The organism is Parolsenella catena (genome assembly GCF_003966955.1).
Taxonomy (GTDB): domain Bacteria; phylum Actinomycetota; class Coriobacteriia; order Coriobacteriales; family Atopobiaceae; genus Parolsenella; species Parolsenella catena.
Window position 1 is genome coordinate 265,497 of the sequence record NZ_AP019367.1, and the last position, 25,901, is coordinate 291,397.

General features: G+C 67.8%; 26 protein-coding genes. 11 read left to right on the forward strand and 15 right to left on the reverse strand.

Features of this window, described 5'->3' with window-relative positions; all coding sequences use genetic code 11:
• Positions 1-69 precede the first annotated feature (69 nt).
• The gene (locus Pcatena_RS01275) at positions 70-1,113 is read left to right on the forward strand and encodes a LacI family DNA-binding transcriptional regulator (protein ID WP_232619860.1); all 1,044 of its coding nucleotides are present in this window, start codon (positions 70-72) and stop codon (positions 1,111-1,113) included.
• A 175-nt stretch (positions 1,114-1,288) separates the two neighbouring features.
• Here Pcatena_RS01275 and asnS read toward each other — a convergent pair whose 3' ends face one another.
• Complete coding sequence (asnS, locus tag Pcatena_RS01280) at positions 1,289-2,728, reverse strand: asparagine--tRNA ligase (protein ID WP_126420913.1); 1,440 nt, start codon at positions 2,726-2,728, stop codon at positions 1,289-1,291.
• Positions 2,729-2,972: 244 nt separating this feature from the next.
• Between asnS and Pcatena_RS01285 the strand changes: the two genes are divergently transcribed.
• Entirely contained in the window at positions 2,973-3,788 is an 816-nt protein-coding gene (locus Pcatena_RS01285) for an HAD-IIB family hydrolase (RefSeq protein ID WP_126420915.1), read from the forward strand.
• Between the two features lie 37 nt (positions 3,789-3,825).
• On the opposite strand, the gene Pcatena_RS01290 is transcribed toward Pcatena_RS01285, so the two are convergent.
• The 5 genes from Pcatena_RS01290 to Pcatena_RS01310 form a co-directional block, all read right to left on the reverse strand.
• Positions 3,826-4,854, reverse strand: coding sequence for a dipeptidase (locus Pcatena_RS01290; protein WP_126420917.1), 1,029 nt, complete (start codon positions 4,852-4,854; stop codon positions 3,826-3,828).
• Positions 4,855-4,928: 74 nt separating this feature from the next.
• Positions 4,929-5,486, reverse strand: a complete 558-nt coding sequence (locus Pcatena_RS01295) for a TetR/AcrR family transcriptional regulator (RefSeq protein WP_126420919.1) — start codon at positions 5,484-5,486, stop codon at positions 4,929-4,931.
• 2 nt (positions 5,487-5,488) lie between these two features.
• Positions 5,489-6,850 (reverse strand): nickel pincer cofactor biosynthesis protein LarC, encoded by a 1,362-nt coding sequence (larC, locus tag Pcatena_RS01300; protein ID WP_126420921.1) that lies wholly within the window; start codon positions 6,848-6,850, stop codon positions 5,489-5,491.
• Between the two features lie 7 nt (positions 6,851-6,857).
• The gene (larB, locus tag Pcatena_RS01305) at positions 6,858-7,613 is read right to left on the reverse strand and encodes a nickel pincer cofactor biosynthesis protein LarB (RefSeq protein WP_126420924.1); all 756 of its coding nucleotides are present in this window, start codon (positions 7,611-7,613) and stop codon (positions 6,858-6,860) included.
• Between the two features lie 5 nt (positions 7,614-7,618).
• The gene (locus Pcatena_RS01310) at positions 7,619-8,284 is read right to left on the reverse strand and encodes an adenine nucleotide alpha-hydrolase family protein (RefSeq protein ID WP_126420926.1); all 666 of its coding nucleotides are present in this window, start codon (positions 8,282-8,284) and stop codon (positions 7,619-7,621) included.
• Between the two features lie 148 nt (positions 8,285-8,432).
• Between Pcatena_RS01310 and Pcatena_RS01315 the strand changes: the two genes are divergently transcribed.
• The 5 genes from Pcatena_RS01315 to Pcatena_RS01335 are packed head-to-tail and all read left to right on the forward strand — an operon-like array spanning position 8,433 to position 13,649.
• Positions 8,433-10,070, forward strand: coding sequence for an ABC transporter substrate-binding protein (locus tag Pcatena_RS01315; RefSeq protein ID WP_232619861.1), 1,638 nt, complete (start codon positions 8,433-8,435; stop codon positions 10,068-10,070).
• 18 nt (positions 10,071-10,088) lie between these two features.
• Positions 10,089-11,129 (forward strand): ABC transporter permease, encoded by a 1,041-nt coding sequence (locus tag Pcatena_RS01320; RefSeq protein ID WP_232619862.1) that lies wholly within the window; start codon positions 10,089-10,091, stop codon positions 11,127-11,129.
• A complete protein-coding gene (locus tag Pcatena_RS01325) occupies positions 11,122-12,057 on the forward strand; it encodes an ABC transporter permease (RefSeq protein WP_232619863.1) in 936 nt (311 codons plus the stop codon). The genes Pcatena_RS01320 and Pcatena_RS01325 overlap by 8 nt, the downstream gene beginning before the upstream one ends.
• A gap of 9 nt (positions 12,058-12,066) precedes the next feature.
• Positions 12,067-13,020: an ATP-binding cassette domain-containing protein gene (locus Pcatena_RS01330; RefSeq protein WP_126420932.1), complete on the forward strand. Its 954-nt coding sequence runs from the start codon at positions 12,067-12,069 to the stop codon at positions 13,018-13,020.
• Positions 13,017-13,649, forward strand: coding sequence for an ABC transporter ATP-binding protein (locus Pcatena_RS01335; protein WP_126420934.1), 633 nt, complete (start codon positions 13,017-13,019; stop codon positions 13,647-13,649). Before Pcatena_RS01330 ends, Pcatena_RS01335 begins: the two co-directional genes overlap by 4 nt.
• A 121-nt stretch (positions 13,650-13,770) precedes the next feature.
• Here Pcatena_RS01335 and Pcatena_RS01340 read toward each other — a convergent pair whose 3' ends face one another.
• The gene (locus tag Pcatena_RS01340) at positions 13,771-14,784 is read right to left on the reverse strand and encodes a DUF5692 family protein (RefSeq protein WP_126420936.1); all 1,014 of its coding nucleotides are present in this window, start codon (positions 14,782-14,784) and stop codon (positions 13,771-13,773) included.
• Positions 14,785-14,955: 171 nt separating this feature from the next.
• Positions 14,956-15,363, reverse strand: a complete 408-nt coding sequence (locus tag Pcatena_RS01345; protein ID WP_126420938.1) for a hypothetical protein — start codon at positions 15,361-15,363, stop codon at positions 14,956-14,958.
• Positions 15,364-15,515: 152 nt separating this feature from the next.
• On the opposite strand from Pcatena_RS01345, the gene Pcatena_RS01350 reads away from it, so the two are divergent.
• Complete coding sequence (locus tag Pcatena_RS01350) at positions 15,516-15,944, forward strand: FKBP-type peptidyl-prolyl cis-trans isomerase (RefSeq protein WP_126420940.1); 429 nt, start codon at positions 15,516-15,518, stop codon at positions 15,942-15,944.
• A gap of 284 nt (positions 15,945-16,228) precedes the next feature.
• Here Pcatena_RS01350 and Pcatena_RS01355 read toward each other — a convergent pair whose 3' ends face one another.
• The 6 genes from Pcatena_RS01355 to Pcatena_RS01380 all read right to left on the reverse strand — a co-directional run bounded on the left by Pcatena_RS01355 (position 16,229) and on the right by Pcatena_RS01380 (position 21,007).
• The gene (locus Pcatena_RS01355) at positions 16,229-18,190 is read right to left on the reverse strand and encodes a heavy metal translocating P-type ATPase (RefSeq protein ID WP_126420942.1); all 1,962 of its coding nucleotides are present in this window, start codon (positions 18,188-18,190) and stop codon (positions 16,229-16,231) included.
• A 108-nt stretch (positions 18,191-18,298) separates the two neighbouring features.
• Positions 18,299-18,517 carry a cation transporter gene (locus tag Pcatena_RS08155; RefSeq protein ID WP_126420944.1) on the reverse strand — a complete coding sequence of 73 codons (219 nt, stop codon included), beginning with the start codon at positions 18,515-18,517 and terminating at the stop codon, positions 18,299-18,301.
• A gap of 211 nt (positions 18,518-18,728) precedes the next feature.
• Entirely contained in the window at positions 18,729-19,097 is a 369-nt protein-coding gene (locus Pcatena_RS01365) for an ArsR/SmtB family transcription factor (protein ID WP_126420946.1), read from the reverse strand.
• A 55-nt stretch (positions 19,098-19,152) separates the two neighbouring features.
• Positions 19,153-19,623 (reverse strand): deoxycytidylate deaminase, encoded by a 471-nt coding sequence (locus Pcatena_RS01370; RefSeq protein WP_126420948.1) that lies wholly within the window; start codon positions 19,621-19,623, stop codon positions 19,153-19,155.
• A 117-nt stretch (positions 19,624-19,740) separates the two neighbouring features.
• On the reverse strand, positions 19,741-20,325 hold the full coding sequence (locus tag Pcatena_RS01375) for a M48 family metallopeptidase (protein WP_232619864.1): 585 nt from the start codon (positions 20,323-20,325) through the stop codon (positions 19,741-19,743).
• Between the two features lie 103 nt (positions 20,326-20,428).
• Positions 20,429-21,007, reverse strand: coding sequence for a xanthine phosphoribosyltransferase (locus Pcatena_RS01380; RefSeq protein ID WP_126420950.1), 579 nt, complete (start codon positions 21,005-21,007; stop codon positions 20,429-20,431).
• A gap of 252 nt (positions 21,008-21,259) precedes the next feature.
• Here Pcatena_RS01380 and Pcatena_RS01385 point away from each other — a divergent pair, with 252 nt between their 5' ends.
• From Pcatena_RS01385 to Pcatena_RS01395, 3 genes are read left to right on the forward strand one after another with little or no spacing between them, the layout of a single operon-like run.
• On the forward strand, positions 21,260-22,891 hold the full coding sequence (locus Pcatena_RS01385) for an FAD-binding oxidoreductase (RefSeq protein ID WP_126420952.1): 1,632 nt from the start codon (positions 21,260-21,262) through the stop codon (positions 22,889-22,891).
• Positions 22,888-23,670, forward strand: coding sequence for an electron transfer flavoprotein subunit beta/FixA family protein (locus tag Pcatena_RS01390; protein ID WP_126420954.1), 783 nt, complete (start codon positions 22,888-22,890; stop codon positions 23,668-23,670). The genes Pcatena_RS01385 and Pcatena_RS01390 overlap by 4 nt, the downstream gene beginning before the upstream one ends.
• On the forward strand, positions 23,667-24,869 hold the full coding sequence (locus Pcatena_RS01395) for an electron transfer flavoprotein subunit alpha (protein WP_126420956.1): 1,203 nt from the start codon (positions 23,667-23,669) through the stop codon (positions 24,867-24,869). Before Pcatena_RS01390 ends, Pcatena_RS01395 begins: the two co-directional genes overlap by 4 nt.
• A 142-nt stretch (positions 24,870-25,011) precedes the next feature.
• Here Pcatena_RS01395 and Pcatena_RS01400 read toward each other — a convergent pair whose 3' ends face one another.
• Positions 25,012-25,803 carry a GntR family transcriptional regulator gene (locus Pcatena_RS01400; RefSeq protein WP_172596334.1) on the reverse strand — a complete coding sequence of 264 codons (792 nt, stop codon included), beginning with the start codon at positions 25,801-25,803 and terminating at the stop codon, positions 25,012-25,014.
• Positions 25,804-25,901: the final 98 nt, after the last annotated feature.

Here is a 25,901-nt window from a genome sequence, read left to right on the forward strand (position 1 = left end):
GCGCGACGCCTCCGCTTGGCTATGATGGCTGCTGGTTAATATATTGATATGCGTGGGAGGCCGTTTGACATGGCGAGGACGCACAATGGCGAGGCGAGCGGTGCCGCAGACACGCGGAAGGCCGTCAGCATGGCAGACGTGGCGCGCGTCGCCGGCGTGTCCCAGCAGACCGTCTCGCGCGTTGTGAACGACATGCCCAACGTGAGCGACAAGACGCGCGAGCGCGTCAAGGCCGCCATGGACGAGCTCGGGTTTCGTCCGAGCTATGCCGGTAGGTCGCTGCGTGGCGGCAGGTACCGCTCCGTTGGCCTGTGCGTCAACGACGTCACCGAGGTCGGCAACCTCACGATGCTCGACGGCGTTGCTGCCGCGGCCCGCGAGCACGGGTATGCCGTGACGCTCATGGAGGTGAGCAAGGGGGAGAACTGGTCGCTTGCCGGGGCTGTGCGCTCGATGTCCGTTCTTCCGGTTGACGGGGTCATCCTCGGCATGAGCCGCCTTGCGCCGGACTTTGAGCAGTTCGTGCCGCTCGCGGCGCTGCCCTGCGTCATCGTCTCCATGTACGCCCACCCGCGCTGCACGACCGTTGACTCGGACCAGTACGGCTGCTCGCTCATGCTCATGGACCATCTCCTGTCGCGCGGGCACCGCAAGATTCGCTACGTCGCCGGGCCGGAGTACTCCGTTGACGAGAGCTTTCGCCAGGCCGGCTGGAGGGACGCGCTCGCGGGAGCGGGGCTCGAGGCCGTCGAACCCCTCCGTGGTGACTGGACTGCCGACAGCGGCTATGAGATCGCGTGCCGCATGCTCGATGAGGACGACGACTTCACGGCCGTCTACGCAGCAAACGACCAGATGGCAAACGGCGTCATGTGCGCGCTGCGCGACCGTGGCCTGCGCGTGCCGCAGGACGTGAGCGTCGTGGGCGTCGACGACTCCCTTGCGGACTACGTGCCGAGAAGCGAGCTCACGACCGTCCGCTTCGACATGGCCGCGCGCGGGCACACCGCGTTCGACTATGCTGTGCCGGAGCGACCGGACGGCCCCACCACGGCCATAAGGATCCCCGGGACGCTTGTCGAGAGGAACAGCGTGGCCCAGGCCCGCCGTTAGCCTTCCCATTCCGCAGCGTTGCGCGCCGTCCGTCCCCGCGGGCCTGCAGCGGCGGCGCCGATGAGGGAGTGGCCTCTCATGCCAGACTTCCGAAGGACCCATGTGGGTGGAAGAAAAACGGGTGTCCGCCGCAGTGGCGGACACCCGTTTGCGTCAACGAAGATACGCTTGTGGCCTAGAAGTCGGCGTTGCCCACCGTGCGGGGGTGGGGCAGGACGTCGCGGATGTTGCCCACGCCCGTGAGGTACATGACGAGACGCTCGAAGCCCAGGCCGTAGCCGGCGTGCTTGCAGGAGCCGTAGCGGCGCAGGTCAAGGTAGTACTTGTACTGCTCGGGGTTCATGCCCAGCTCGTGGATGCGGCGCTCCAGCACGTCAAGGCGCTCCTCGCGCTGCGAGCCGCCGATGATCTCGCCGATGCCCGGGACGAGGCAGTCCGCGGCGGCCACGGTCTTGCCGTCATCGTTCATGCGCATGTAGAAGGCCTTGATCTGGGCCGGGTAGTCGGTCACGAACGTCGGGCGCTTGAAGTGCTCCTCGGTGAGGAAGCGCTCATGCTCGGTCTGCAGGTCGATGCCCCAGCTCACGGGGTAGTCGAACTTGTGGCCGTCTGCCACGGCCTTCTCGAGGATCTTTACGGCCTCGGTGTAGGAGACGCGGGCGAAGTCGCTCGTGGCAACGTGGTGCAGGCGGTCGAGCAGGCCCTTGTCCACGAACTTGTTGAGCATGGCCAGCTCGTCGGGGCACTTCTCCATCACGGTGGTGAGCACGTACTTGAGCATGGCCTCGGCGTTGTCCATGTAGTCGTTGAGGTCGGCGAAGGCCATCTCGGGCTCGATCATCCAGAACTCGGCGGCGTGGCGCGTCGTGTTGGAGTTCTCGGCGCGGAAGGTGGGGCCAAACGTGTAGACGTCACCGAAGGCCATGGCGAAGTTCTCGGCGTTGAGCTGGCCGGAGACCGTGAGGCTCGCATGCTTGCCGAAGAAGTCCTGGCTCCAGTCCACGTCGCCGGCAGTGAGGGCGCCACCGCTCTTCTCGGCGGCCTCGGCGCTCACGAGCGGCGGGTTCTTGGGGTCGAGCGTGGTGACGCGGAACATCTCGCCGGCACCCTCGCAGTCGCTCGTGGTGATGAGTGGCGTGTTGACGTAGACGAAGTCGCGCTCCTGGAAGAAGCTGTGGATGGCGGCGGCGGCCACGGAGCGGATGCGGAACACGGCGCGGAACAGGTTCGTGCGCGGGCGCAGGTGCTGCTGCGTGCGCAGGAACTCGACCGTGGCGCGCTTCTTCTGCAGCGGGTAGTCGGCGGCGCAGGTGCCCTCGACCGTGATGGTCTGGGCCGTGAGCTCGAAGGGCTGCTGGGCGTCGGGCGTGAGCTTGAGCGTGCCGGTGCACACGAGCGCGTTATAGCCCGAGAGGTGCGAGATCTCGTCATAGTTGGCGAGCGCCTCGCGGTTCATGACGACCTGAAGGTCCTTGAAGCAGCTGCCGTCGTTGAGCGTGACGAAGCCAAAGTTCTTCATGTCGCGGACGGACTTGGTCCAGCCGGCGACGGTGACGGCCTGTCCGCCGAGCTCCTCCGAGCGGCGGTACAGCTCGACGATCTTGGTGCGATCCATGTCTTCTCCCTTTTGCGAGCGGCCGATGCGGGCGGCCTTCGCCCGTGGTCCGGCCGTATGAAATCCGAGAGAAGATGATAGCAGCTACGAGCGCGTTGGCACGTTTGCCCGCAGCTGCGGCGGGAGCCCGACCATGCACCACGCGAGGCATGGAGCCTGAGTGCATGGGTGGCCTTTCCGCGGTGTTTCTCGGGCCCACCGAATATAATCCCCTGCTGGTAATTGCGTTAAGAGGGGTAATGACATGGCAACAGGACTTGAGGGCAACATCCGCCTCGTGGCGACGGACCTCGATGGCACGCTGCTCATCGGCGGCAGGAATCTGCCGCGGCCGGAGGCGTTTCCCGTCATCGAGCGCGTCTGTGATGCCGGCGTGCTGTTCCTGGCCGCGAGCGGCCGGCAGTACGCGAGCCTGCGTCACCTCTTCGAGCCCGTGGCCGATCGCATCGGTTATCTGTGCGAGAACGGTGGCGAGGTCATCTGGCAGGGCGAGACGCTCGTGCGCCACACGATGCCCCGCGAGCTTGCCCTGGACATCTGCCGCCTCATCGAAGAGACGCCCGGAGCCCGCTACGTGCTGTCCGGCGAGCGCCACAGCTATGGCAGCGACCCTGCGCTCGTTGACTACATGGCCCGCGAGAAGGGCTACGACATCAGCGTCATCGAGCGTCCCGACGAGGTGCGCGAGGCGTTCATCAAGGTGAGCTTCATGGTGGACCCGTCTCGCAATGACGAGATGCGCGCCATGTTCGAGGAGTGCTACGGCGAGCAGTGCGAGGTCGTGACCTCGGGCGCCGAGTGGATCGACGTCATCATGCGCGACGTCAACAAGGGCACGGCCATCCGCGAGCTTGGCGAGGTCCTCGACATCCCCCTGGCGGACATGGCCGCCTTCGGCGACGCCGAGAACGACCGCCAGATGCTCGAGGCCGTTGGCCACCCCTATCTCATGGACCCGTGCTTTGACTCCATGCTCGACCTGGCGCCGCGCTGTCGCCGCGTCCCGACGGTGGAGGGCGAGCTCGAGCGCCTGCTCGAGAAGGCCGTCCGTCGCGCCTAGCGCGCCTCGTGCGGAACGGGTGCCGTCCCTCGTTTTGCTAGCGGCCTTCGCGCTCGAAGAAGGCGAGGGCGTTGGCGTAGCAGAGCTTTCTCGTGATGGCGCTGCCAAAGCGATGCTCGAGAAGTCCCTGGAACGCGGGCATCTTGTCCGCGCCGTCGAGAAGCGAGGGCACGGCGGCGCCGTCAAGGTCTCCGCCGAGTGCCACGACGTCCTCACCGCCGAGGTCAAGCCAGTGCTCGATGTGGGCCGCCACCTCGTCGAACGAGACGTCCGCGGCATGTCCCTCGAGGACCTCGTTCGAGAGGAACTTGTCGCAGTAGTTGAGGCCCACGACGCCGCCACGCTCGCGAATCTCGGCGAACTGACGGTCGGTGAGGTTGCGGCGGTGGCCACAGACGGCGCGGGAGTTCGAGTGGCTCGCCACGAAGGGGCGTGTGCTCAGGCGGCAGACGTCATCGAAGCACTCGTCATTGAGGTGCGAGACGTCCAGCACCACGCGGTTGCGCTCCATCTCCGCGATTGCGCGCGCGCCGAGCTCGCTCACGTGCTCGTGCGTGTCGTGGCCGCTCGCGAGCGGACCCGCGGCGTTCCAGCTGATGGAGGCCATGAGCAGCCCGTCTGCGGCATAGCGCTCGACGAGGCCGAGGTCGGCGGCGAACATGCGGGCGTTCTCGATCGTGTGGACGGCCGCCACGTGCGGCTCGCCGCTGTTCTCGAGCACATCGCGGAGCTGGGATGCCGACGCCACGGCGACAACGCGCCCGGCGTTGCGCTCAACCTCGTGCGTGAGGTGGGACATGACGCCCTCGTGGAAGCCCGTGGCCTGCTCGGGCGAGAGGGCGTCGGGCACGTAGCAGGCAAAGCACTGCGCCCACGGCGTGGCGCCGACCTTGTCGAGCGAGATGTGGCAGTGGCTGCTCGCGAGGTCTCGGCACGCGGATGGGTCGTCCGCGTCTCCGGGCCCGTAGAAGTCCATGCCGCACGTCTGCTTGATGTCATCCGGGAGGAACTGCCAGGCCAGGCGGTCTGCCGTGTCGCAGTGCATGTCAAAGACGGGATAGCTCATCGTGTGCTCCTTTTGTCCGGACGCGCCCGCGAGCTTGCGCCGCGGGCGCGTCCGGCTCGATGCCTGTGACAGTTTTACTCCACGGGCGCGCTCTCGCCAAACAGCGGCAGGATGGCGTTGAGGTAGTCGGTTGCGAGGTCGTGTGGCGTGGCGGCAAAGTCGTTCCACGCCCACCAGCGCACCATGCCCACGAAGCTCGCGGCTATGTGGTGCAGCAGAAACGAGCGGTTCATGCGTGCGGTCGCACCCCTGGGGCAGGCGGGGACGGCGGCGTCCGCGCGGGCGACGATGGCGTGGCGCAGGCAGTCGGCGAAGCGCTCGGAGCCCTCGTCGACGATGAAGGCGTGCAGGCCGCCCCTGCGGTCGAGGAGGTTCTCCAACACGCGCTCGGTCTGGGCGAGCGGCGAGACGGACGTGGCCGCGCCCATGTCGAGCGCGTGGTCGCATAGGGCGCAGACCTGGGCTTCGAGCAGGTCGTCCTTGCCGTGGAACTGCGCGTAGAACGTGGCGCGTCCCACGCCGGAGCGCTCGAGGATGTCCTGGACCGTGGTCCTCGCATAGCCCTGCTCGTCGATGAGCTCGACGAACGCGGCCTCTATGGCTTCACGGGTGCGCTGGCGTCTCTTGTCCATCCCTATGCCTCTCGCGCGTCGCCGCTGCGTGCGTTAATCGCGGCCGCCTGCGTGGCGTGGAACACGTCTTGGAACGACGCGCCCGCGCGCTCGCATGCCTCGATGACCGAGGAGTACTCGGGATAGGCCCGCACGCGGCCGTCCGGCATCACGACGAGCTTTGTGGCGACGCGCCCATAGGGCGTTTCGATGCCGTCAGGCGTGCGCGGGAGGGCGTGACGGCGCATGTCCATGGAGCGGATGCCGATGGTCGTGGTGTTCTCGAAGATGATGCGCTCGAGCGCAGGCGCGAGCTCCCCGTTGCAGACGACCTCGAGCTGGTGGCCCGGGCGCCCCTTCTTCATGACGATCGGGATGGCGTGCGCCTCGCGCGCGCCGGCGGCCATGAGCAGCTCGATGACGCGGCCGAGCGCCTCGCCGGTGCAGTCGTCGAGGTCGCTCTCGAGTTTCGTGACGGTGCTGCGGTCGCCGTCGCCCGCGTCGTCGCTGCCCGCGGATGCGATGAGGACGGCGCGCAGCACGCCCGAGCAGTTCTCGTAGGCGCGCTTGCCTGCGCCGTAGCCCACGCGCTCGATGGCGTAGCTCGCGGGAAGGGCGTTGCCCGTGCGCAGCGCGGCGACGATGGCGGCACCCGTGGGCGTCACGAGCTCGCCGGTGACGGGCGCGGGCACAAGCGCGATGCCGGCGGCCTGGCACAGGTTCACCACGGCGGGCACGGGAACGGGCATGATGCCGTGGGCGCAGCGGATCGTGCCGTGTCCCTCGGCAAGCGAGGGCACGATGACCTCGGTGACGCCCAGGTCGTCGAGGCAGATGGCCGCCGAGCAGATGTCGACGATGGAGTCGACGGCTCCCACCTCGTGAAACATCACGGTCTCGGGCGTGGCGCCGTGCGCCTTCGCCTCGGCCTCGGCGAGCTTCCCGAACACGGCGTGGACGAGCCCCTTGGCGCGCTCGCTCATGGCCGAGGCGTCGATGATCGCGCAGACGTCCGCGAGCGAGCGGTGCTCGTGGTGATGATGGTGCGCGTGATCGTGCTCCGCCGAGCGCTCGTGATCGTGTGCGTGTTCGTGATCGTGCACGTGCGCGTGCCCGTGCTCGTGATCGCTGGCGTCGAGGTGGCCGTAGAGCCATGCCATGTCATGGTCATGGTTCTCGTGCGCGGCGTCGAGGCGAACGTCAAAGTCGCAGGCGTCCAGCCCGCTTTTCCTCACGCGGGTTACGGCTACGTCAAAGCCGTGGGCGGGTAGCGTGGAAAGCGTCCCGCGCAGGCGCTGCTCGCTCGCGCCGAGGTCGAGCAGCGCCGCGACGGTCATGTCTCCGCTGATGCCGGAACTGCAGTCAAGGTAGAGGGTCTTGCCCATGGTGCTCCTATCGCTGGGCGTCCGCCGGGCGGGCGTCGTGGGTCTGCGCCGGGGCTCGCCCCGGCAGGTGGTTGATGAGGCTCGCCTGGTAGCCGGCGCCGAACCCGTTGTCGATGTTCACGACGCTCACGCCACTTGCGCATGAGTTGAGCATCGAGAGCAAGGCGGACAGGCCGCCGAGGTTGGCGCCGTAGCCCACGCTCGTGGGAACGGCGATGACGGGACACGAGACGAGCCCGCCGATGACGCTTGCGAGCGCCCCCTCCATGCCGGCCACGGCCACGATGACCTGCGCGCGGGCGAGCTGGTCGGCGTGGGCAAGCAGCCGGTGAAGGCCGGCCACGCCCACGTCGCACACGCGCTCGACGCGGTTGCCGAGAAACTCGGCCGTGAGCGCGGCCTCCTCGGCCACCGGCAGGTCGCTCGTGCCCGCGCAGGCCACGACGATGGTGCCGTTGCCGCTCTGCACGGGCATGCCGCCCGCGATGGCGATGCGGGCGTCGGCGTGGTACTCGAGGGGCGTGTCGCTCTCCATGAGCTCGCGGGCCCGCTCGAACTTCTCGGCGGACAGGCGCGTGACGAGCACGTGGCGCTGGCCTGCGGCGATGAGCGCGTCCACGATGCCGGCGACCTGCTCGGCCGTTTTGCCCTCGCCGTAGACGACCTCGCCCGCGCCGCACCTGGCGCCTCGTGTGAGGTCGAGCTGCGCATACCCGATGTCTGCCACTTTGGGTGTGACGGTTGACCCCGGCACCTTTGTCATCTCCGCTACGCCTTCTCTCGGGCGAGTGCGGCGGCCTCGGCCGGGCTCGGATCGATGTTGCCGTCCGTGCGCACACGGTCTGCCGCGTCGGGGTGGGAGGCCATGAACTTGTCGACCGTCTTTTTCAGCGATTCGGGCGTGATGGCCTCGCCCCTGTCGAAGTAGGCGCCGTAGCAGGCGTAGCTTGGCTTGTTGGCCGTGGGCAGCCCCAGCTTGGCGGAGTTCTCGCGCACCTGGTCCTTCGTGAGGCCGGCCTCGCGCAGCGGCGAGCGCACGCCAAGCTCGTGGATAGCGCGGAATCCCGGCCTGCGGTCCTCGCGGTCGCTTGCGTTCGTGCCGTCGAGCAGGACGGTGCGGCCGTCTGCACGCATGTGCTCGAGGATGGTGCCGAACACCATGGACTTGCAGTGGTAGCAGCGGTCCCAGGGGTTGGCGCGCAGATCCTCGTGGCCGTCCCAGATGTTGATGGGGATGATTTCCTGCTCGGCGCCGAGCATCTTGGCGATCGTCACTGAGTCGTCGGTGTCTCGCGTGATCTGAAGGTCGTCGAGGATTGTGTAGGCCTTGACGTCGTAGCCCTCGCGGAGGAGCTCTGCGAGCAGGTAGCACGAGTCGACGCCACCGGAGTAGGCGAGGCCGTAGCGAATGTTCTTGTCGAGGTCGAACTGCATGGACGATGCCTCCTGCATGCTAGTTACGGAACAGTCTGTTCAATCCGTTCGGATACCATTGAACGATAGTACTCTTCTGTTCGACAAGACAGACCTTTTATTTCTATGCGTTTGCGCCGTCGTGACGCGCGCGAGGGAGGAGTTTCAAGTGAGCGATGCGAATGTGACGAGGCGTGCCTTCGTGGGCGGCGGCATGGCGGCGGCGCTTGCCGCGTGCGGCCTTGCGGGCTGCGGCAACGGGGGTGGGCGCGCGGGCGCCGTGACCGCCTCGGACGTGGACGCCACCCATCAGGTCACGATCGCGATGAGCACCGAGAACGAGCCGGACGCCGGGTTTGACCCCTGCGTCGACTGGGGCTGCGGCGAGCACGTGCACGAGCCCCTTATCCAGTCGACCCTCATCGTCACCGACGAGGACATGAACTTCGCAGGCGACCTCGCGACGGACTGGTCATGCTCGCCTGACAAGCTCACCTGGACGTTCAAGATCCGCGACGACGCCACGTTCTCGGACGGCCAGGCACTCACGGCCGCGGACGTCGCGTTCACCATCAACACGATCCGCGGCTCCAAGAACGCCCAGGCGGACCTCTCCATGGTCGCCGACGCCACGGCGCCCGACGATACGACGGCGCTCATCACGCTCTCCAAGCCCTGCAACACGCTGCTATACACGCTTGCCAACATGGGCATCGTGCCCGAGCACGCCTATGGCTCCGACTATGGCGCCAACCCCATAGGCTCGGGGCGCTACAAGCTTGTGCAGTGGGATCGCGGCCAGCAGGCCATTCTCGAGGCCAACCCGAGTTACTACGGCGAGAAGCCCAACATCGAGCGCGTTGTCGTCGTGTTCATGGCCGAGGACGCTGCCCTGGCCGCCGCGCGCGCCGGCCAGGTCGACATGGCCTACACCTCTGCCACGCTTGCCGACCAGGCGATCGAGGGCTACTCGCTCGAGGCCTACGACACCGTGGACTCCCGCGGGATCCAGCTGCCCGTCATCCCGGCGGGCTCCGAGCGTGCCGACGGTGACGCCACCTACCCGGCGGGCAATGACGTGACATGCAACGTCGAGGTGCGCCGCGCCATCAATCTGGGCGTCGACCGCCAGGCGATCGTGGACGACGTCCTGGGCGGCTACGGCAAGGTTGCCTACAGCATCGGCGACGGCATGCCGTGGGCAAGCGACGACATGCGTTGCGACTATGACCCCAAGGCTGCCAAGGCCCAGCTCGAGGGGGCGGGCTGGGCGCTCGGCGAGGACGGCGTGTACGCGCGTGAGGGCTTGCGCTGCTCGCTTGACCTCTACTATCCCGCCAGCGACTCGGTGCGCCAGTCCATGGCCAACGCCTTCGCGAATCAGATGGCCCAGATCGGCATCGAGGTCAACGCGCACGGCGGCGGCTGGGACGACCTCTACCCCCATGAGTTCAGCGACCCCATCACCTGGGGCTGGGGCTCCAACTCGCCCTCTGACGTCTACGAGCTCAGCCACAGCTCGGGCACGATGAACTACTCGTGCTACTCGGACGCTACCGTGGACGCCTACCTCGACGAGGCGCTCGCCGCCGATGACGTCGAGGCGTCCTACCCGCTGTGGCAGCAGTCCGAGTGGGATGGCGTGGGCGGCATCGCGCCCGCCGGCGACGCCACGTGGGTGTGGCTCGCCAACGTGAGCCACCTGTACTGGAAGCGCGACGGCCTCACCGTGGCCCGCCAGAAGCTGCAGCCCCACGGTCATGGCTGGTCCGTGCTCAACAACGTCGACCGTTGGAGCTGGCAGTAGCCGATGGGAAGGGGGCTGTTGGAGAGAGGGTCTGCGGAGGCGGGCCCGACGGGGGCGAGGCCGACAAGGGCCCTGCCGAGATGGGCGAGGGCGCTGCTGCGCCTCGCGGCACTGCTCGTGGCCACGAGCGTCGTGACGTTTGCGCTCGTGGGGGCCTCGCCCGTTGACCCGGTGAGGGCCAACGTGGGGCAGGCGTCCTACGCCCACATGAGTGTTGGGCAGCGCGAGGAGCTCGAGCAGTACTGGGGTTCCTCGACGCCCATATGGCAACGCTACGCCCACTGGGCGGCAGGCGCCCTTCGCGGCGACCTTGGGGAGAGCCTGCGCTTCGCTCGGCCCGTGACGCAGGTCGTGGGGGAGCGCTTCGCGAGCTCGGCCGCGCTCATGCTTGCCGCCTGGCTGCTCGCCGGGGCCGGTGGACTCGCGCTCGGGATCGCGATGGGGATACGAGAGGGCGGCGCCCTTGACCGCGTGGCCCTTGGCGCGTGCTACCTGCTCTCCTCCACGCCGGCCTTCTGGCTGGGCCTTCTGGCCCTCATGGTCTTCTGCGTGTGGCTCGGGTGGTTTCCGCTGGGATTCTCGGTGCCTGTGGGCGTGGCGGCCTCGCAGGTGAGCTGGGCTGACAGGCTCCACCACCTCGTGCTTCCGGCCCTGGTGCTTGCCGTGTCCAACATGCCCGGCATCGCTCTGCACACGCGCGAGAAGACGATTGACGTCATGGCGAGTGACTACGTGCGCTTTGCGCGCAGCCGAGGCGAGTCTGGCCTCGCGCTGCTCGCCCGTCATGGGTTGAGAAACCTCGTCGTGCCCGCGCTCACGATCGAGCTGTCAAGCGTGAGCGAGGTCTTTGGCGGCTCGGTGCTCGTGGAGCAGGTGTTCTCCTACCCCGGCCTTGGCCAGGCGGCCGTCACGGCGGGCCTTGGCGGGGATGCGCCGCTGCTCGTGGCCATCGCGCTCGTCTCGGCGCTCGTCGTGTTCGCGGGCAACGCCCTCGCGGACGTGCTCTATGGCGTCATCGACCCGCGCGTGCGTGGGCGGGAGGCGAGGTCCCGTGGGTAGCGCGGTCAACGGGTCCCAGGCACGCATGGCGCGTTCCGGCTGCTGTGACGGGGGCGGATATCATGGCGAGGACGGTTCTCGCACCGTGTTCCACGCGCCCGAGCGGGGTCGCCTGGGCAACCGACGACTCATGCTCGCCGGCCTCGTGGGGGCCTGCGCGCTGCTCGCGCTCGTCGTGGTCGCGGGCAGGTACCTTGCGGGTGCCGCCGTGGCGAGCGACTTTGCGGCCAAGAACCTCGCACCGTGCGCCGCACACCCCTTTGGCACGGACTGGATGGGTCGAGACATGCTCGCCCGTACGCTTGCAGGCCTTTCCACCTCGGTGTTCGTGGGTCTGCTCGCGGCGGCGTGCTCGGGCGTCATCGCGTTTGCGCTCGCCTGCGTGGCGGCACTCGGCGGCAGTGTGGCAGACGCCGCCGTGTCGTGGCTCGTGGACCTCGTGATGGGCATCCCGCACATCGTGCTGCTCATCCTCGTGAGTTATGCGCTTGGCCGCGGCGCCGTGGGCGTCACGGTTGGCGTGGCCCTCACGCACTGGCCGAGCCTCGCGCGTGTCCTGCGAGCAGAGATCGTGCAGCTGCGCGAGCAGCCCTGGCTTTCCTCGGCGCGCGCCGCGGGCGCCACGCCCTGGCAAGTCGTGCGCGGTCACGTGCTGCCGGCGGTGCTTCCGCAGCTGCTCGTGGGTGTCGTTCTGATGTTCCCGCACGCGATCCTGCATGAGGCGTCCATCACGTTCCTCGGATTTGGCCTCTCGCCGGACGAGCCCGCCGTGGGCGTGATCCTGTCGGAGTCCATGCAGTACCTCTCCGCGGGGTACTGGTGGCTCGCGGCGCTGCCCGGCGCGGCGCTGCTTGTCGTCGTTCTCGCGTTCGCATGCTTGGGCTCGCTGGCACGCGCCCTCGCGTCGGCGCGTTCGTCACAGAGATAGGGGAGGCTCATGGACGCTTTGCAGACGGGTGGCCACGCCGTGGCTCACGTGACTGGCGAGCTGCACCACCATCACAGCCATGCGGGCTCCTCGCATCATGCCGACGGGCACCACCTGCTTGCCGTGGAGCACCTGAGCGTGGCGTTTGACGGCTACGATCCGACCGCCCCGTACTTCTCCGGCGCTCGCTGTCGCAGCGAGGTGCTGCACGACCTCACGCTCTCCGTGCACGAGGGCGAGCTCCTGGCCGTCGTGGGGGCGAGCGGCTCGGGAAAGACGGTGCTCGCAGACGCCCTCATGGGCCAGTACGAGACGAACGCCGAGGTGACGGGCTCCATCTGGTTTGACGGCATCGCGCAGGATGCGGCGTCGCTCGCGCGGCTGCGCGGGCATGGGGTCTCGCTCGTTCCGCAGGGTGTGGACAACCTCGACCCGCTCATGCGCGTGGGCGAGCAGGTCCGTGGCGTGCCTCGCGGCTCCTCGCGTGCCGAGCGAAGGGCGGACGCCGCGCGCAGGCTGGTCCGCCAGCGAGAGCTGTTTGCCTCGTATGGGCTGGGCGAGCAGGTCGAGCGCCTCTACCCCTACCAGCTCTCCGGCGGCATGGCGCGGCGCGTGCTGCTCATGTGCGCGCTCATGGAGGAGCCGTGCCTCATCATCGCCGACGAGCCCACGCCGGGCCTCGACCTTGACCTCGCGGCGCACGCCCTCGACGACCTGCGTGCCTTTGCGGACGCGGGCGGCGGCGTGCTGCTCATCACGCACGACATCGAGCTTGCGCTGCGCGTTGCGGACCGCGTGGCGGTATTCCGGGACGGGACGGTCGTGGAGGAGACGGGCGTGGAGAGCTTCTCGGCCCCGGAGCTGCTGAGGCATCCCTTCTCGCGTGCCCTGTGGCATGCGCTGCCGGGCCATGACTTTGCGACGTTTGGTACGGTTGGCGACGATGCGGAGGTGACCCGATGAGCCTCGAGGCACAAGACGTCTCCTTTCGCTACCCGTGCGGGCGCGAGCTGTACCGAGGCCTGAGCCTTTCGGTGGGGCCGGGGGAACGCGTGGCGCTCACGGCCCCGTCTGGCCGGGGAAAGACGACGCTGTGCCGGCTGCTTGCCGGCTACCTGGAGCCTTCGGTTGGACGTGTGCTCGCAGACGGCGAGCCCGTGCGTCCCGTTGCGCGCCTGCGGGGCGAGGCGAGCCCCGTGCAGCTGCTGCCCCAGCATCCCGAGCTGGCATTTGACCCGCGGGTGCGGCTTGGGCAGAGCCTGGGGGAGGTTGCCGGTGCGGGCGAGGCGTGCGCGCGTGCGCGCGCGGACGAGCTTCTCGGCTCGTTTGGCGTGCGCGGGGAGTGGCTCGCGCGGCGCCCGCACGAGCTGAGCGGTGGCGAGCTCATGCGCCTCGCCATGGTGCGCGCGCTGTCCGTGCGGCCTCGCTACCTCATTGCCGACGAGTCCACGGCCATGCTCGACGCCGTGACGCAGGCCGAGCTGTGGCATGTGCTTCTCGGCCTTCAGGAGCGCGATGGGTGGGGCCTCGTGCTTGTCTCGCACTCCCCGGCGCTCGTTGGCCGTGTGGCCACGAGGCGTGTGGAGCTGTAGTGCTGCGGTGACAAAGACGGCCCCGTCCCGCCACCGTCATCTCGCCGCGCGGTGACAAGAACGGCCCCGTCCCAAGGTGTCGCCGGGGACGGGGTCGTTGCGTTGAGCCTTGTTTGAGATGTTAGGCCGTGAGCGCGGGGTCGTTCTCGGCGGGCTCTCGACGGGCCGTGGCCTGCTCCCAGTCGCGCGTGCCCTTGAAGACGTCGCTCTTGTAGGGATTCACGCCGAGCTTCTTGGCGCGATAGACGATGTAGATGATGGCCGCCACGTTTGCCACGAGTGCGAGTGCGGAGACCACGAGCGCGGACGTGGGGTTGAGCGTGGAGTGCGTCACGAAGACGCTCTCCTCCTGGAAGTAGGGGAACACCTGCGCGAACATGCACCAGATGGCCAGCGTGAAGGCGCGGTTCTGGATCCAGCCGCCCTTGTTCCAGAAGAAGTTGGCCACGGTGGGGGCCAGCAGCAGCGCAAAGCCGCAGAACCAGGAGTGCGTGGGCAGGCAGTTGTACGTGTAGCAGAAGTTCCAGATGTCATAGGCGATGATGTAGACCCACGTCATGTCGGGCCAGAGCATGTCCGCCTCGTCCTTGGACGCGTAGACGCTCCACCAGCCGGTCATGCAGAAGATGTTGATGATGCCGGCGATGCCGTTGAACACGTTGTTCCATCCGGCGAGCTGCGTGGCGCCCTCGGACGTGACCCAGGTGGTCTCGCCGAGCGCGAAGAAGTGGTAGGCGCTCTCGAAGTCGGAGCACACCGCGATCAGGATGTTGATGGCCACGATGACGAACGGCCAGGCACGGAACCAGTGGGCGCGGCCGAGCCTGCCCCACTTGTACTTGATGACCATGAAGCCCAGGCAGCCGGCGAGTGCCGCGTAGACCTTGGCGTAGTGGAACCAGCTGTTCTGGTAGACGTGCGTGGGGTTGTTGAGCGCCCACTCGGCTCCCTGTGCCACGCCGATGCCGATGGCCACGCAGTAGACGGTCATGGCGATGGGAAGGGCGCCGAACATGATGAGCCCGCCAACCTTGGAGCGGCGCGCGAACTCGTTGGCGAGGATGAGGCCAACGAACACGAGGACCCAGCCAAGCCACTGGAACGGTGCGTTGGTGCCGTAGACATCGAAGAGCATCGTTTCCTCCCTCTCTTGTCGTGCCACGGGCAGGCGTTGGGCGTCGCTCGCAGCGCATGAAAAACGGGTCACGGCAACTCCCCATGCCGTGACCCGTCCATCTTATGTGAAATGTGCTGTTGCTGGGCTCATGGCCCGGCGAGGGGCCCGTATGGCGCGCCGGGCGAGGCCCTAGCGGTCGAGCTCCTTGACGACCCTGCCGGACGCGACGAAGCCGGCGACGGAGAGCACGAGCGATGCGTAGACGATGAGGCTCGTGGGCTGCGCGAGCGAGGCGGGGTTCGACATGGCCGACGAGCCGATGTTGAGCGCGTCGATGACGATGGCGAACACGCTCAGGACGCGGAAGCCGCCGATCTTGCGCGGGTTGTTGGCGCCGCGGATGCCGAGGCCCGCGTAGACGACGTAGACGAGGCCCTCGAAGAACAGCACCATGCTGAGCGTGAAGGCGGTGCTCCTCGCGGAGTCATCGAGTGAGCCCGCGCCGGCGAGCATGACGCCGCCCACGACGTAGAACAGCACGGCGACGGCGAACAACAGGAAGCTGATGATCTTGACGGTCTTCTGAGACGAGGACATGGGAGGCCTTTCGTTGCGACTGTGTTGGTTCGATTGACCTCACAACTATACCCAACTGGGCGTTTGTCTCGCCTTGGGTGTTATGCTTGCACGGTTGTTTTCTCCCGGTTGGCCCGTGCGTGGCCACCGGACGACTGGAATGAGAGGGACGCATGTCCAACATCGGCAAGAAGGTCAAGGTCAACTACCGCGGCACGCTCGACGACGGCACCCAGTTTGACAGCAGCTATGACCGTGGCGAGACGCTCGATTTCACCTGCGGCGCACACCAGATGATCCCCGGCTTTGACTACGCCGTGGCCGACATGACCGTGGGCGAGAAGAAGACCGTCCACCTGGCCCCGAGCGAGGCCTATGGCGAGCACGACGACAACCTCGTCTTCACGATCCGCCGCGAGCAGACCCAGGGCATGGAGCGCGCGGCCGTGGGCGACCAGGTGGGCCTGCACGGCCCCGGCGGCCAGCTCGTGCCCGCCCGCATCGTCGAGGTGACGCCCTCCAAGCTCGTCGTGGACGCAAACCACGAGCTTGCCGGCAAGCCGCTCAACTTCGAGATCGAGCTCGTCGCCGTCGAGGACTAGCGACGCCGCCGCTTGTGTGGAGCAGCTGTGGTTGGATTGTGGCGCCGGCGTGGCGGCTCCGTGACGGTGCCGTGAAGCCGCCTGGCCCCGCGTTTAGCCGCCCCGGGGAGGGTATGAAATCAGTACCTTCCTTCCTTTCGCCCCTCCGCGCCCCCACGCGAAGGGGCATCCCAAAAGAAAAGCCTCCCGCAGCGACTCGCGGGAGGCTTTTTTTCGTGCCGGACCAAAGGGGACGGGTCCCTTTGGTCCCGAGGGGAGCCAAAGTAACCCGTCCCCTTTGGTCCCTATTTCACGCTCATGGCGCGCATGGCGTTGAGGATGGCGATGATGGCAACGCCCACGTCGCCGAATACGGCGAGCCACATGTTGGCCAGGCCGAGCGCCGCAAACACGAGGATGAGCAGCTTCACGGCCAGGGCGAACACGATGTTCTGCCACACGATTCCCATGGTCTTGCGGGCCACGCGGATGGCACGCGCGATGTTGGAGGGCTTGTCGTCCATGAGCACGACGTCGGCGGCCTCGATGGCGGCGTCCGAGCCCATGGCGCCCATGGCGATGCCCACGTCGGCGCGCGTGAGTACGGGGGCGTCGTTGATGCCGTCGCCCACGAAGGCGAGCTTGCGCTTCTCGCCCTCCGAGGCGAGCAGGCGCTCGACCTGCTCGACCTTGTCGCCCGGAAGCAGCTGCGCGTGGTGCTCGTCGATCCCGAGCTGCTCGGCCACGGCAGCCGCGACCTCGGCGCGGTCTCCCGTGAGCATGACGGTCCTCCTCACGCCGCAGTCGTGCAGCGCGTCGATCGCGGCGCGTGCGTCGTCCTTCACGACGTCGGCGATGACGACGTGGCCGATGTAGCGGTCGTCGACCGTGACGTGCAGGATCGTGCCCGTGAGCTCGCAGTCGTGCCAGTGCTCGCCGTGGGAGGCCATGAGCTTGTCGTTGCCCACGAGGACCACGTGCTCGTTCTCGCGGGTCTGCTCGCGCACGCGGGCCGAGACGCCGTGGCCGCTCTCCTCCTCGACGCTCACGATGCGAGCCTGGTCTATGTCGCCGGTGTAGGCGGCCTTGACCGACAGCGCGATGGGGTGGTCCGAGAAGGCCTCGGCGTAGGCGGCACAGCTGAGCACGTAGTCGGGGTCGACGCCCTCCTCGGGATGGATGGCCACGACGTTGAACGTTCCGTTCGTGAGCGTGCCGGTCTTGTCGAACACGACGGTGTCTACCTCGGCGAGCGCCTCGAGGTAGTTGGAGCCCTTCACGAGCACGCCGATGCGCGAGGCGCCGCCGATGCCGCCAAAGAACGACAGCGGCACCGAGATGACGAGGGCACACGGGCACGAGACGACGAGGAACGTGAGGCCGCGCAAGATCCAGTCTGCCCAGGCGCCGGTGGCAAGGCCGCCGACGAGGGCGAGGGCCACGGCCGAGCCGGTGACGGCCGGGGTGTAGACGCGGGCGAAGCGCGTGATGAAGTTCTCGGTCCTGGCCTTCTTCTCGCTTGCGTTCTCCACGAGCTCGAGGATGCGGCTCACGGTTGACTCGCCGAACGGCTTGGTGGTGCGCACCTTGATGAGGCCCGTCATGTTGATGCAGCCGGACACGACGTCGGCCCCGACCTCGACGTGGCGCGGCACGGACTCGCCGGTGAGCGCCGCGGTGTCAAGCTGCGTGGCCCCCTCGACGATGGTGCCGTCGATGGGCACGCGCTCGCCGGGCTTCACGACGATGATGGTGCCCACGGCGACGTCGTCGGGGCTGACCTGGGTGAGCCCGCCGTTCTCTCCCTCGACGTTGGCGTAGTCGGGGGCGATGTCCATCATGGCTGCGATCGACTTGCGGCTCTTGCCCACGGCGTAAGACTGAAACAGCTCGCCTACCTGGTAGAACAGCATGACGGCCGCGCCCTCGGCCATGTGGGGGTCTGCGTCTGGGAACAAGATCATGGCGAACGCGCCGATTGTAGCGACGGCCATGAGGAAGCTCTCGTCGAAGGCCTTTCCGCGGCGGATGTTGTTCCAGGCCTTCTCGAGGACGTCATGGCCCGCGATGAGGAACGGGACGAGGAAGAGCACGAAGCTCACGTAGAGGGCTGCGGGCTCGCCAAAGAGCGTCGCGAGCGCGCCGAGCTCGTCTGTGGCATAGACGACGGCAAAGATCGCGAGCGCGAGAAGGATGCGGTGCAGCTTGTGCTGCTGGCTCTCCTTCTTGCGGCGCTTCTTTCTGGGCTTGGCAGTGGTGCTTTCCATGGTGTGCTCCAAGTCATTTGATGAACGTATGAGCAACCGTTCATGCGTTTGTGCGAGAAGAACCCCTGCCGCAGGCGTTCGCGCGCGGCAGGGGTGGGGATGCGTCTGCTAGAGGATGATCTCGCAGTCGGGCTCGGCGTCTGCCGTGTAGTCGACGACGCGCTGGAGGACCTCGTCGAACTCGGCGTCGTCGGCCTCGAGCGTGAGCTTCTGCGTCATGAAGTTCACCGAGACGGACGTGACGCCATCGAGCTTGGCAAGCCCGTCCTGCAGCTCGCGGGCGCAGTTGGCGCAGTCGATCTCATCGAGCTTGAATGCCTTCTTCATGGGGTCCTCCTCGGGCTCCGGGTTGCTCGTTCGAACATCTGAGCAACCGTTCATATGTCTTATGGACTTCATTATATGAACGCACGCTCATATGTCAACGAGAACGACGCGAAACACCGCGAGCGCTGCAAACGAGTCACTAAATGGCCTCCAGGGGCCTCAGAAGTGACCCGTTTGCAGCGCTCGGCATCTGGGCGAGGGCGACGCCGCGCTACTCGCAGATGTGGCTGAGGCCCACGTTGAGCATCGTGTAGACGTGGTCGTCGGCAAGGGAGTAGACGATGTTGCGGCCGTCTCGCTCGAACTTCACGAGGTGGGCCTGCTTGAGCGTGCGCAGCTGGTGCGAGACGGCGCTCTGCGTGGTGCCTGTCTCGTCGGCGATGTCTGCCACGCACAGCTCGCGCCCCATGAGCGTGAACAGGATCTTGATGCGCGTCGTGTCCGAGAAGACCTTGAACAGGTCGGCGAGGTCATAGAGCAGCTCCTCCTCGGGGATGTTCTCGGGGGCCTCGCCCACGGGGATGTGGCAGCCGCCCGCCTCGCATGCAAGCTCGTGGGTGTGGTCTTCTGTCTCTGCCATGCTGTGACCTCGCTTCTCTTGGGGGCATCGGGAATGGGCTTGCCTGTCCTGTGGGCTAGTCTGCCACGGTGACCTGACGGTAGGTGACGCCGCAGGTGTCAAGGATGCGCTTGGAGATGAGGTTGTCCTGCGTGCCCTCGTACTTGTCGCCCAGGTAGACTACCTCGCCGATGCCTGCCTGCACGAGGGTCTTGGCGCACTCGTGGCAGGGGAACAGCGTGACGTAGACCGTGGCGCCCTGCAGGTCCTTGTTGGAGCCGCGGTAGTTGAGGATGGCGTTGGCCTCGGCGTGTATCACGTAGCTGTGCTTGTCGAGCAGCGGGTCGTCCGCGGTCTCCCAGGGGAACTCGTCGTCGTTGAGGGCCGAGGGCGTGCCGTTGTAGCCCACGGACAGGATGCGGTGGTTTGCGTCGGCGATGCAGGCGCCCACCTGCGTGTTGGGGTCCTTGCTGCGCATGGCCGCCGCCATGGCAACGCGCATGAAGAACTCGTCCCAGCTTATGACGTCTGTCCTCTTGCCTGGCATGATGGCTCCCCTCGGTTGAGTGCCTCCAACGATGACGCATCTCACCTGCACGTTCAAGTGACGGGCGGCGACAGCCCGCCCCGTCCCCGTCTGTCGTGGCGAGATTTGGGGACGGCGTCAGGCTGTCGCCGGTGGCTGGCGGAGGCGGGCGCGGATGGCCCGCTCGTTGCCTATGGCGCGCGCGACGATGGCGTGGAAGCGGGCGTTGTGGGAGGGCTCGATGAGGTGCGCCAGCTCGTGGGCGACCACGTAGTCAAGGCACTCGGGCGGGTAGGCGGCAAGCCTCACGTTGATGCGGATCGAGCCGCGGGCGGGCGTGCACGAGCCCCACCTGCTGCTCATGGCCCTCAGCTGCCACGAGCTCGCATGCGCCCCCACGAGCGGCTCCATGCGCGCGATGACCCCGGGCAGCGCGCGTTCGACCTCGCGGCGCCACAGCTCGTCGAGCTCTGCGGCCGTGGGCGTGTGGCCGTCTGCCGTGCGATGCTCGCAACCCCACAGGGCATAGGCGGGCGAGGGGGCCGCCTCGCGGCTCTCGACCTGCCGCTCCGCCTTGCGCGAGACGCGCTCGGCGATCCAGCCCGCGTGTGCGTCGAGAAACTCCTGCGCCCGCGCGCGAGACGTGCGCCACGGTACGCTCGCCACGACGCTGCCGTCCCCGCGCACGCGCAGGTTGAGGTTGCGCACCAGCTTGCGCGTCACGCAAACGGGGACGGCGCCTAGGCGCTCGTCCCCGCAACGTACGTACAGTGTGTAGCTCGTGCTGTCCAAGTGACGCCCCGCGGCTGCCGTGCCGGCGCTCGCGCTAGGCGAACTCGATCTCGCCGGTCTCGGCGTCCATGGACTGGACGATGGCGAGGCTCTCCACCTGGTAGCCCTCCTCGCGCAGCGCCTTGCCACCCGGCTGGAAGCCCTTCTCGATGGCGATGCCGATGCCCTCGACGATGACGCCGGCCTCCTCGCAGATCTCGAGCAGGCCGTTGAGTGCGCAGCCCATGGCGAGGAAGTCGTCGAGGATGATGACGTGCTCGCCGCGCTCAAGGAAGCGCTTGGCCACGATGACCTCGTAGGTGCGGCCCTTCGTGTAGCTGCGGATCTGCGTGCGGTACTGCTCGCCGTCGAGGTTCTTGGACTCGGTCTTGCGGGCGAACACGACGGGCACGTTGCCAAAGTGCGTGGAGGCAACGCACGCGATGCCTATGCCGGAGGACTCGATGGTCAGGATCTTGTCGACCTGCTTGCCGGCGAACAGGCGCGCCCACTCGGCGCCCATCTTGTCATAGAGGGAGACGTCGCACCTGTGGTTGAGGAAGCTGTCCACCTTTAGGACGTTGCCCTCGCGAACGATGCCGTCCTGGCGAATGCGGTCCTCGAGCTCCTTCATGCGGCGGTTCCTCCTGACGTCGTAGTGGGCATGCGGCAACCCCTGCCGCGCGCCCATGAGGTTTTCGAACCATTATGCCGCCTTTTGGGGCCAATGCACGCGAGCTTCTTGTATCTCATGGCTCTTCTTCCTGAAACGCCGCGGCAACACGCGCAGATTATCGTTGGGCCAACCATTTGAGGGGCAGGGCAGGGTCCGTCTCGACCACGTTGGACGTAACGCTGCCGCCCCGCTCGCGGAGAGGTTCTGCGCATGACGCTTATCAAGCCGCTTGGCCCGGAGCTCAAGGAGTACGTGCGCGACGAGTCGCGCACCGTCGGGCATGCCGAGACCATCTCATTTCCCACCAGCGAGGATCAGGTGCGAGACGTGCTGCGCGAGCTGCATGCGAGCGGCACGCCCGTCACGGTGCAGGGCGCGCGCACGGGCCTTGCCGCGGGCGCCGTGCCCCAGGGCGGGCACGTGCTCAACCTGAGCCGCATGGATGCCGTCCTCGGCCTGCGCCGCGGCGAGGACGGCACCTACCACCTGCGCGTGCAGTCGGGCGTGGTGCTCGCGAACCTGCGCAAGGCGCTCGCGAACAAGTCCGTGCCCACGAACGGCTGGGACGAGGAGAGCCTTGCCGCGCTTGACGAGCTCTATGCTGATCCCGAGCAGTTCTTCCCCACGGACCCCACCGAGACGAGCGCCTGCATCGGCGGTATGGTGGCCTGCAACGCCTCCGGTGCGCGCAGCTACGGCTACGGCCCGGTGCGTCCACACGTGAGCGCCTTGCGCGTGGTGCTGGCCGACGGCGACGTTGTGGCGCTGCGCCGCGGCGAGGCGCGGGCGCACGGCCGCTCGCTGCGGCTTGTGACCGAGGCGGGGCGCTCGCTCTCCCTCGACCTGCCCACCTACGAGATGCCTCACACCAAGAACGCCTCGGGCTACTACGTCGCCGACGACATGGATGCCCTCGACCTGTTCGTGGGCAGCGACGGCACGCTTGGCGTCGTGACCGAGGTCGAGCTTGCGCTCATGCCGGCGCCGGCCGTCGTGTGGGGCGTGAGCTGCTTCTTCGAGACCGAGACCGCCGCGCTCGACTTCACGGTGGCCGTGCGCCCGGCGCTGGCGCATGCCGTGGCCATCGAGTACTTCGATGCCGGGGCGCTCTCGATCCTGCGCTCCCAGCGCGAGAGCAGCGCCGCGTTCGCGAGCTTGCCCGCCGTGGAGGGGCGCTTCGCCTGCTGCGTCTACGTGGAGCTGGACTGCGACGACGAGGACGAGGCGTGCGCCGAGCTGTATGCCATCGGGGACGCCATGCGCGCGGTTGGCGCGGACGAGGCGGACACCTGGGTGGCGCGCACGGACGTCGACCGCGAGTGCCAGCGCTTCTTCCGCCACGCAGTGCCGGAGAGCGTGAACATGCTCATCGACGAGCGCCGCCGCACGAACCCCGCGATCACGAAGCTTGGCAGCGACATGTCCGTCCCCGACGAGCGCCTCCACGACGTCATCGAGCTCTACCGCACCACGCTCGCCGAGGCGGGCCTTCAGAGCGCTGCGTGGGGTCACATCGGCAACAACCACCTGCACGTGAACGTGCTTCCGAGAGGCGACGCCGACTTTGCCGCGGGCAAGGAACTGTTCTGCTCGTGGGCGGCCGAGGTCACGCGCATGGGCGGCGCGGTGTCTGCCGAGCACGGTGTGGGCAAGATCAAGCGCGGCTTCCTCGAGACCATGTACGGCCCGGAGCACGTCCGTGAGATGGCTCGGCTCAAGCGCGAGCTCGACCCGGCCGGCCAGCTGGGTCGCGGCAACCTGTTTGGCGAGGAGCTGCTTGGCGCCATGGCCGGCGACGCGCCGTCGGGCGCCGCGTGCGAGAAGGGCGGTGAGCGCGCATGAGGTCCGTCGTCTGCATGAAGGCCGTTCCCTCCACCACCGAGGTCCGCATGGACCCCAAGACCAACACGATCATCCGCGACGGCAGGCAGTCCGTCGCCAACCCCTTTGACACGGCGGCGCTCGAGGTGGCGCTTGCGCTCAAGGACGAGCTTGGCGGGCGTGTCTCCGTGCTCTCCATGGGAATCCCGGACACGTGTCGGCTGCTGCGCGACGCCATCGCCCGCGGCGCCGACGACGCGCTGCTGCTCTCTGACCGTGCGTTTGCCGGTGCCGACACGCTCGCCACGTCCTATACGCTGTCGATGGGCCTCGATGAGCTGGGCGATGCCGACCTCGTGCTGTGCGGCAAAATGGCGGTTGACGGCGACACGGCCCAGATTGGCCCCGAGCTTGGTGGCATCCTCGGCGTGCCGTGCGTCACGGGCGTCTCCGAGGTGCTCGAGGCGAGCGACCACCGCGTGGTCGTGCGGCACGACACCGATGAGGGCACCGAGGTGGCCGAGGTGCCGCTGCCGGCCGTGCTCACCGTGACGAAGGACATCGCGACGCTGCGCATGCCAAGCATCGCGGGCGTGCGCGCGGCGGCGGGTGCCGAGGTGCGTGTGCTCGACGCGGCAACGCTGGGTGCTGACCCGGCGTGCTGCGGGCTGGCGGGCTCGCCCACGCAGGTGGTTCGCTCGTTCGTGCCCGAGCGCAGCCACGAGGCAGCGACGATAGCGGGCACGCCCGCCGAGCAGGCCGCGGCGCTGCTCGAGGTCTTCGAGGAGGTCGCGCGATGAGCGGACTGGTTGTCGACGCTGAGAAGTGCGTGGGATGCGGGCGCTGCGTGCGTACCTGCGCCAATGACGGCATCGAGGTCGTGGAGCGGCGCGCCCGCGTGCTCGATGGGTGCGTGAGCTGCGGCATGTGCGTTGACGCGTGTCCCGTGGGCGCGCTTGCCGTCGAGCGAGACGAATCTGGCGCGGACACGTCCGGCTACCGCGACATCTGGGTGTTCTCGCAGGTGGGCGCAGATGGCGTGGTGCTGCCGGTGGCGCTCGAGCTCGTGGGCAAGGGCCGCGAGCTCGCCGACGAGCGGGGCTGCAGGCTCGTGGCGGTCCTGGGCGAGCACTCGGACGCCGACGACGCGAATGCGCGTGCGCTCGCGGCGGCCGGCGCGGACGAGGTCCTGCGCACGTGCGACGACCGCCTTGCCCATACGGACGTGGAGTGCTATGCAGCCTGGCTGTGCGCCCTCGCGCTCGAGCGCAGGCCCGAGGTCATCCTCTATGGGGCCACGAACTTTGGACGCGAGCTCGCGCCGCGCGTGGCCGTGACGCTGCAGACGGGCCTCACGGCGGACTGTACGATTCTCGAGATGGACCGCGAGCGCGGCCTGCTCCAACAGACGCGCCCGGCGTTTGGCGGCAACCTCATGGCCACGATCGTGTGTCCCAACCACCGCCCGCAGATGGCGACCGTGCGGCCTGGCATCTTTCCGGCGCCTGAGCCCCGCGAGGTGGGCGAGGCGAACGTGACCGACGTCCTGCTCGACGCCGCGGTCTATGGCCGCGTGAACGTGCTATCGCGCGAGAAGGTCGGGCAGGGCGCCTCGATCGCGGACGCGCCGGCGCTCGTTGTGGTGGGCCGAGGCATCGGGAGCAAGAAGGCGCTCGCGCGCGTGTGCCGGCTCGCCGAGCTTCTCGGCGAGCGTCTTGGGTGTGTGTGCGAGATCGGCTGCACGAGGCCGGTCGTGGAGGCGGGATGGCTCGACTACTCGCACCAGGTGGGGCAGACGGGCGTCTCGGTGGCGCCGCGGCTGCTCGTGAGTCTGGGCGTCTCCGGTGCCATTCAGCACCTTGCGGGCATCTCCGGGGCCGAGACGGTCGTTGCCGTGAACGAGGATGCGGATGCCCCGATCTTTGGCGCCGCCAACTACAAGGTGGTGGGCGACTGCATGACCGTGGTCGACGAGCTCATCGCCCAACTGGAGAAGTAGGGCGCGGCCCAAAGGGCTCCGACCCCTTTGGGCCTGAGTGCTGCATGGGGGGCGGGGGGCGAGGCGCGAGCGAGGCTAAGGGAGATCGCGAAGCGATATGTCCGAGCGAACGCCTTGCCCCCCCCGCATCCTCGGGAAGCCCTTAGATCGTCTTTGCGAAGTCGATCCCGTTGCTCGTGTAGGCAACCTCGAGGTGGAAGCGGTCCGCGCGGGCGATGCCGACGCTCGCGAGCAGTGGTCTGCCGCTGATGTCGAGCGCACGCGTGAACACGCGGATGCCCGGGGTTCCTGCGTCCGTCTCGAGCAGGCTTGCCTCGCGTCGGTCGAGGATGACGGCCTCGATGCGCTCCTCCGTGCGCTCGGGCAGGGCGTGCGTGCTCTCGGCTATGCGCGTGTAGATGGACGTGTGGAGCAGGTCAGCCTCCTCGAGGCGTGGCAGCGCCCTCACGGGGCAGAAGGCGAGCTCGTGGATGACCGGCCGGCCGTCCGCAAGGCGTAGGCGGTTCACCTCCCAGAGCGGCTCGCCCTCCTCCACGTTGAGGCTGCGCGCCGTTGCCGCGCTTGCGCATATCCTGCTCAGGCCGAGAAACCTCGAGGTCACCACCGCACCGCTGCGCTCGAGGTTTCCTGACGTGCTTGCCTTGAGGAAGAGCGCGTCGAGCCCGCCTCGGCTCATGGCGCCGTTCACGAACGTGCCCTGGCCTCGTCTTCTGCGCACGTAGCCCTCCTCGACGAGGTCCTTGAAGCATCGCCTCACCGTGGCGCGCGAGAGTCCGAGGGCGCAGCACAGCTCGGCCTCCGTGGGCAACGGCGCGGACGCGTCGAGCGCCTCCGTCGCGATGAGCTGCAGGATGCGATGCTTGAGCTGGCGATACAGCGGCGTGGGCGACCCATGGTCAAGCGGGCTTGCCGACAACGTCTCCAGTATGTTCACGAGCGCCTCCCGTCCCCCAAGCCTGTCAGCCAAATTGTACCTATCAACAAGACAATTCAAGCCAAGGCGCCCCCTCGGAGGCGAAAGGCCCCAACATG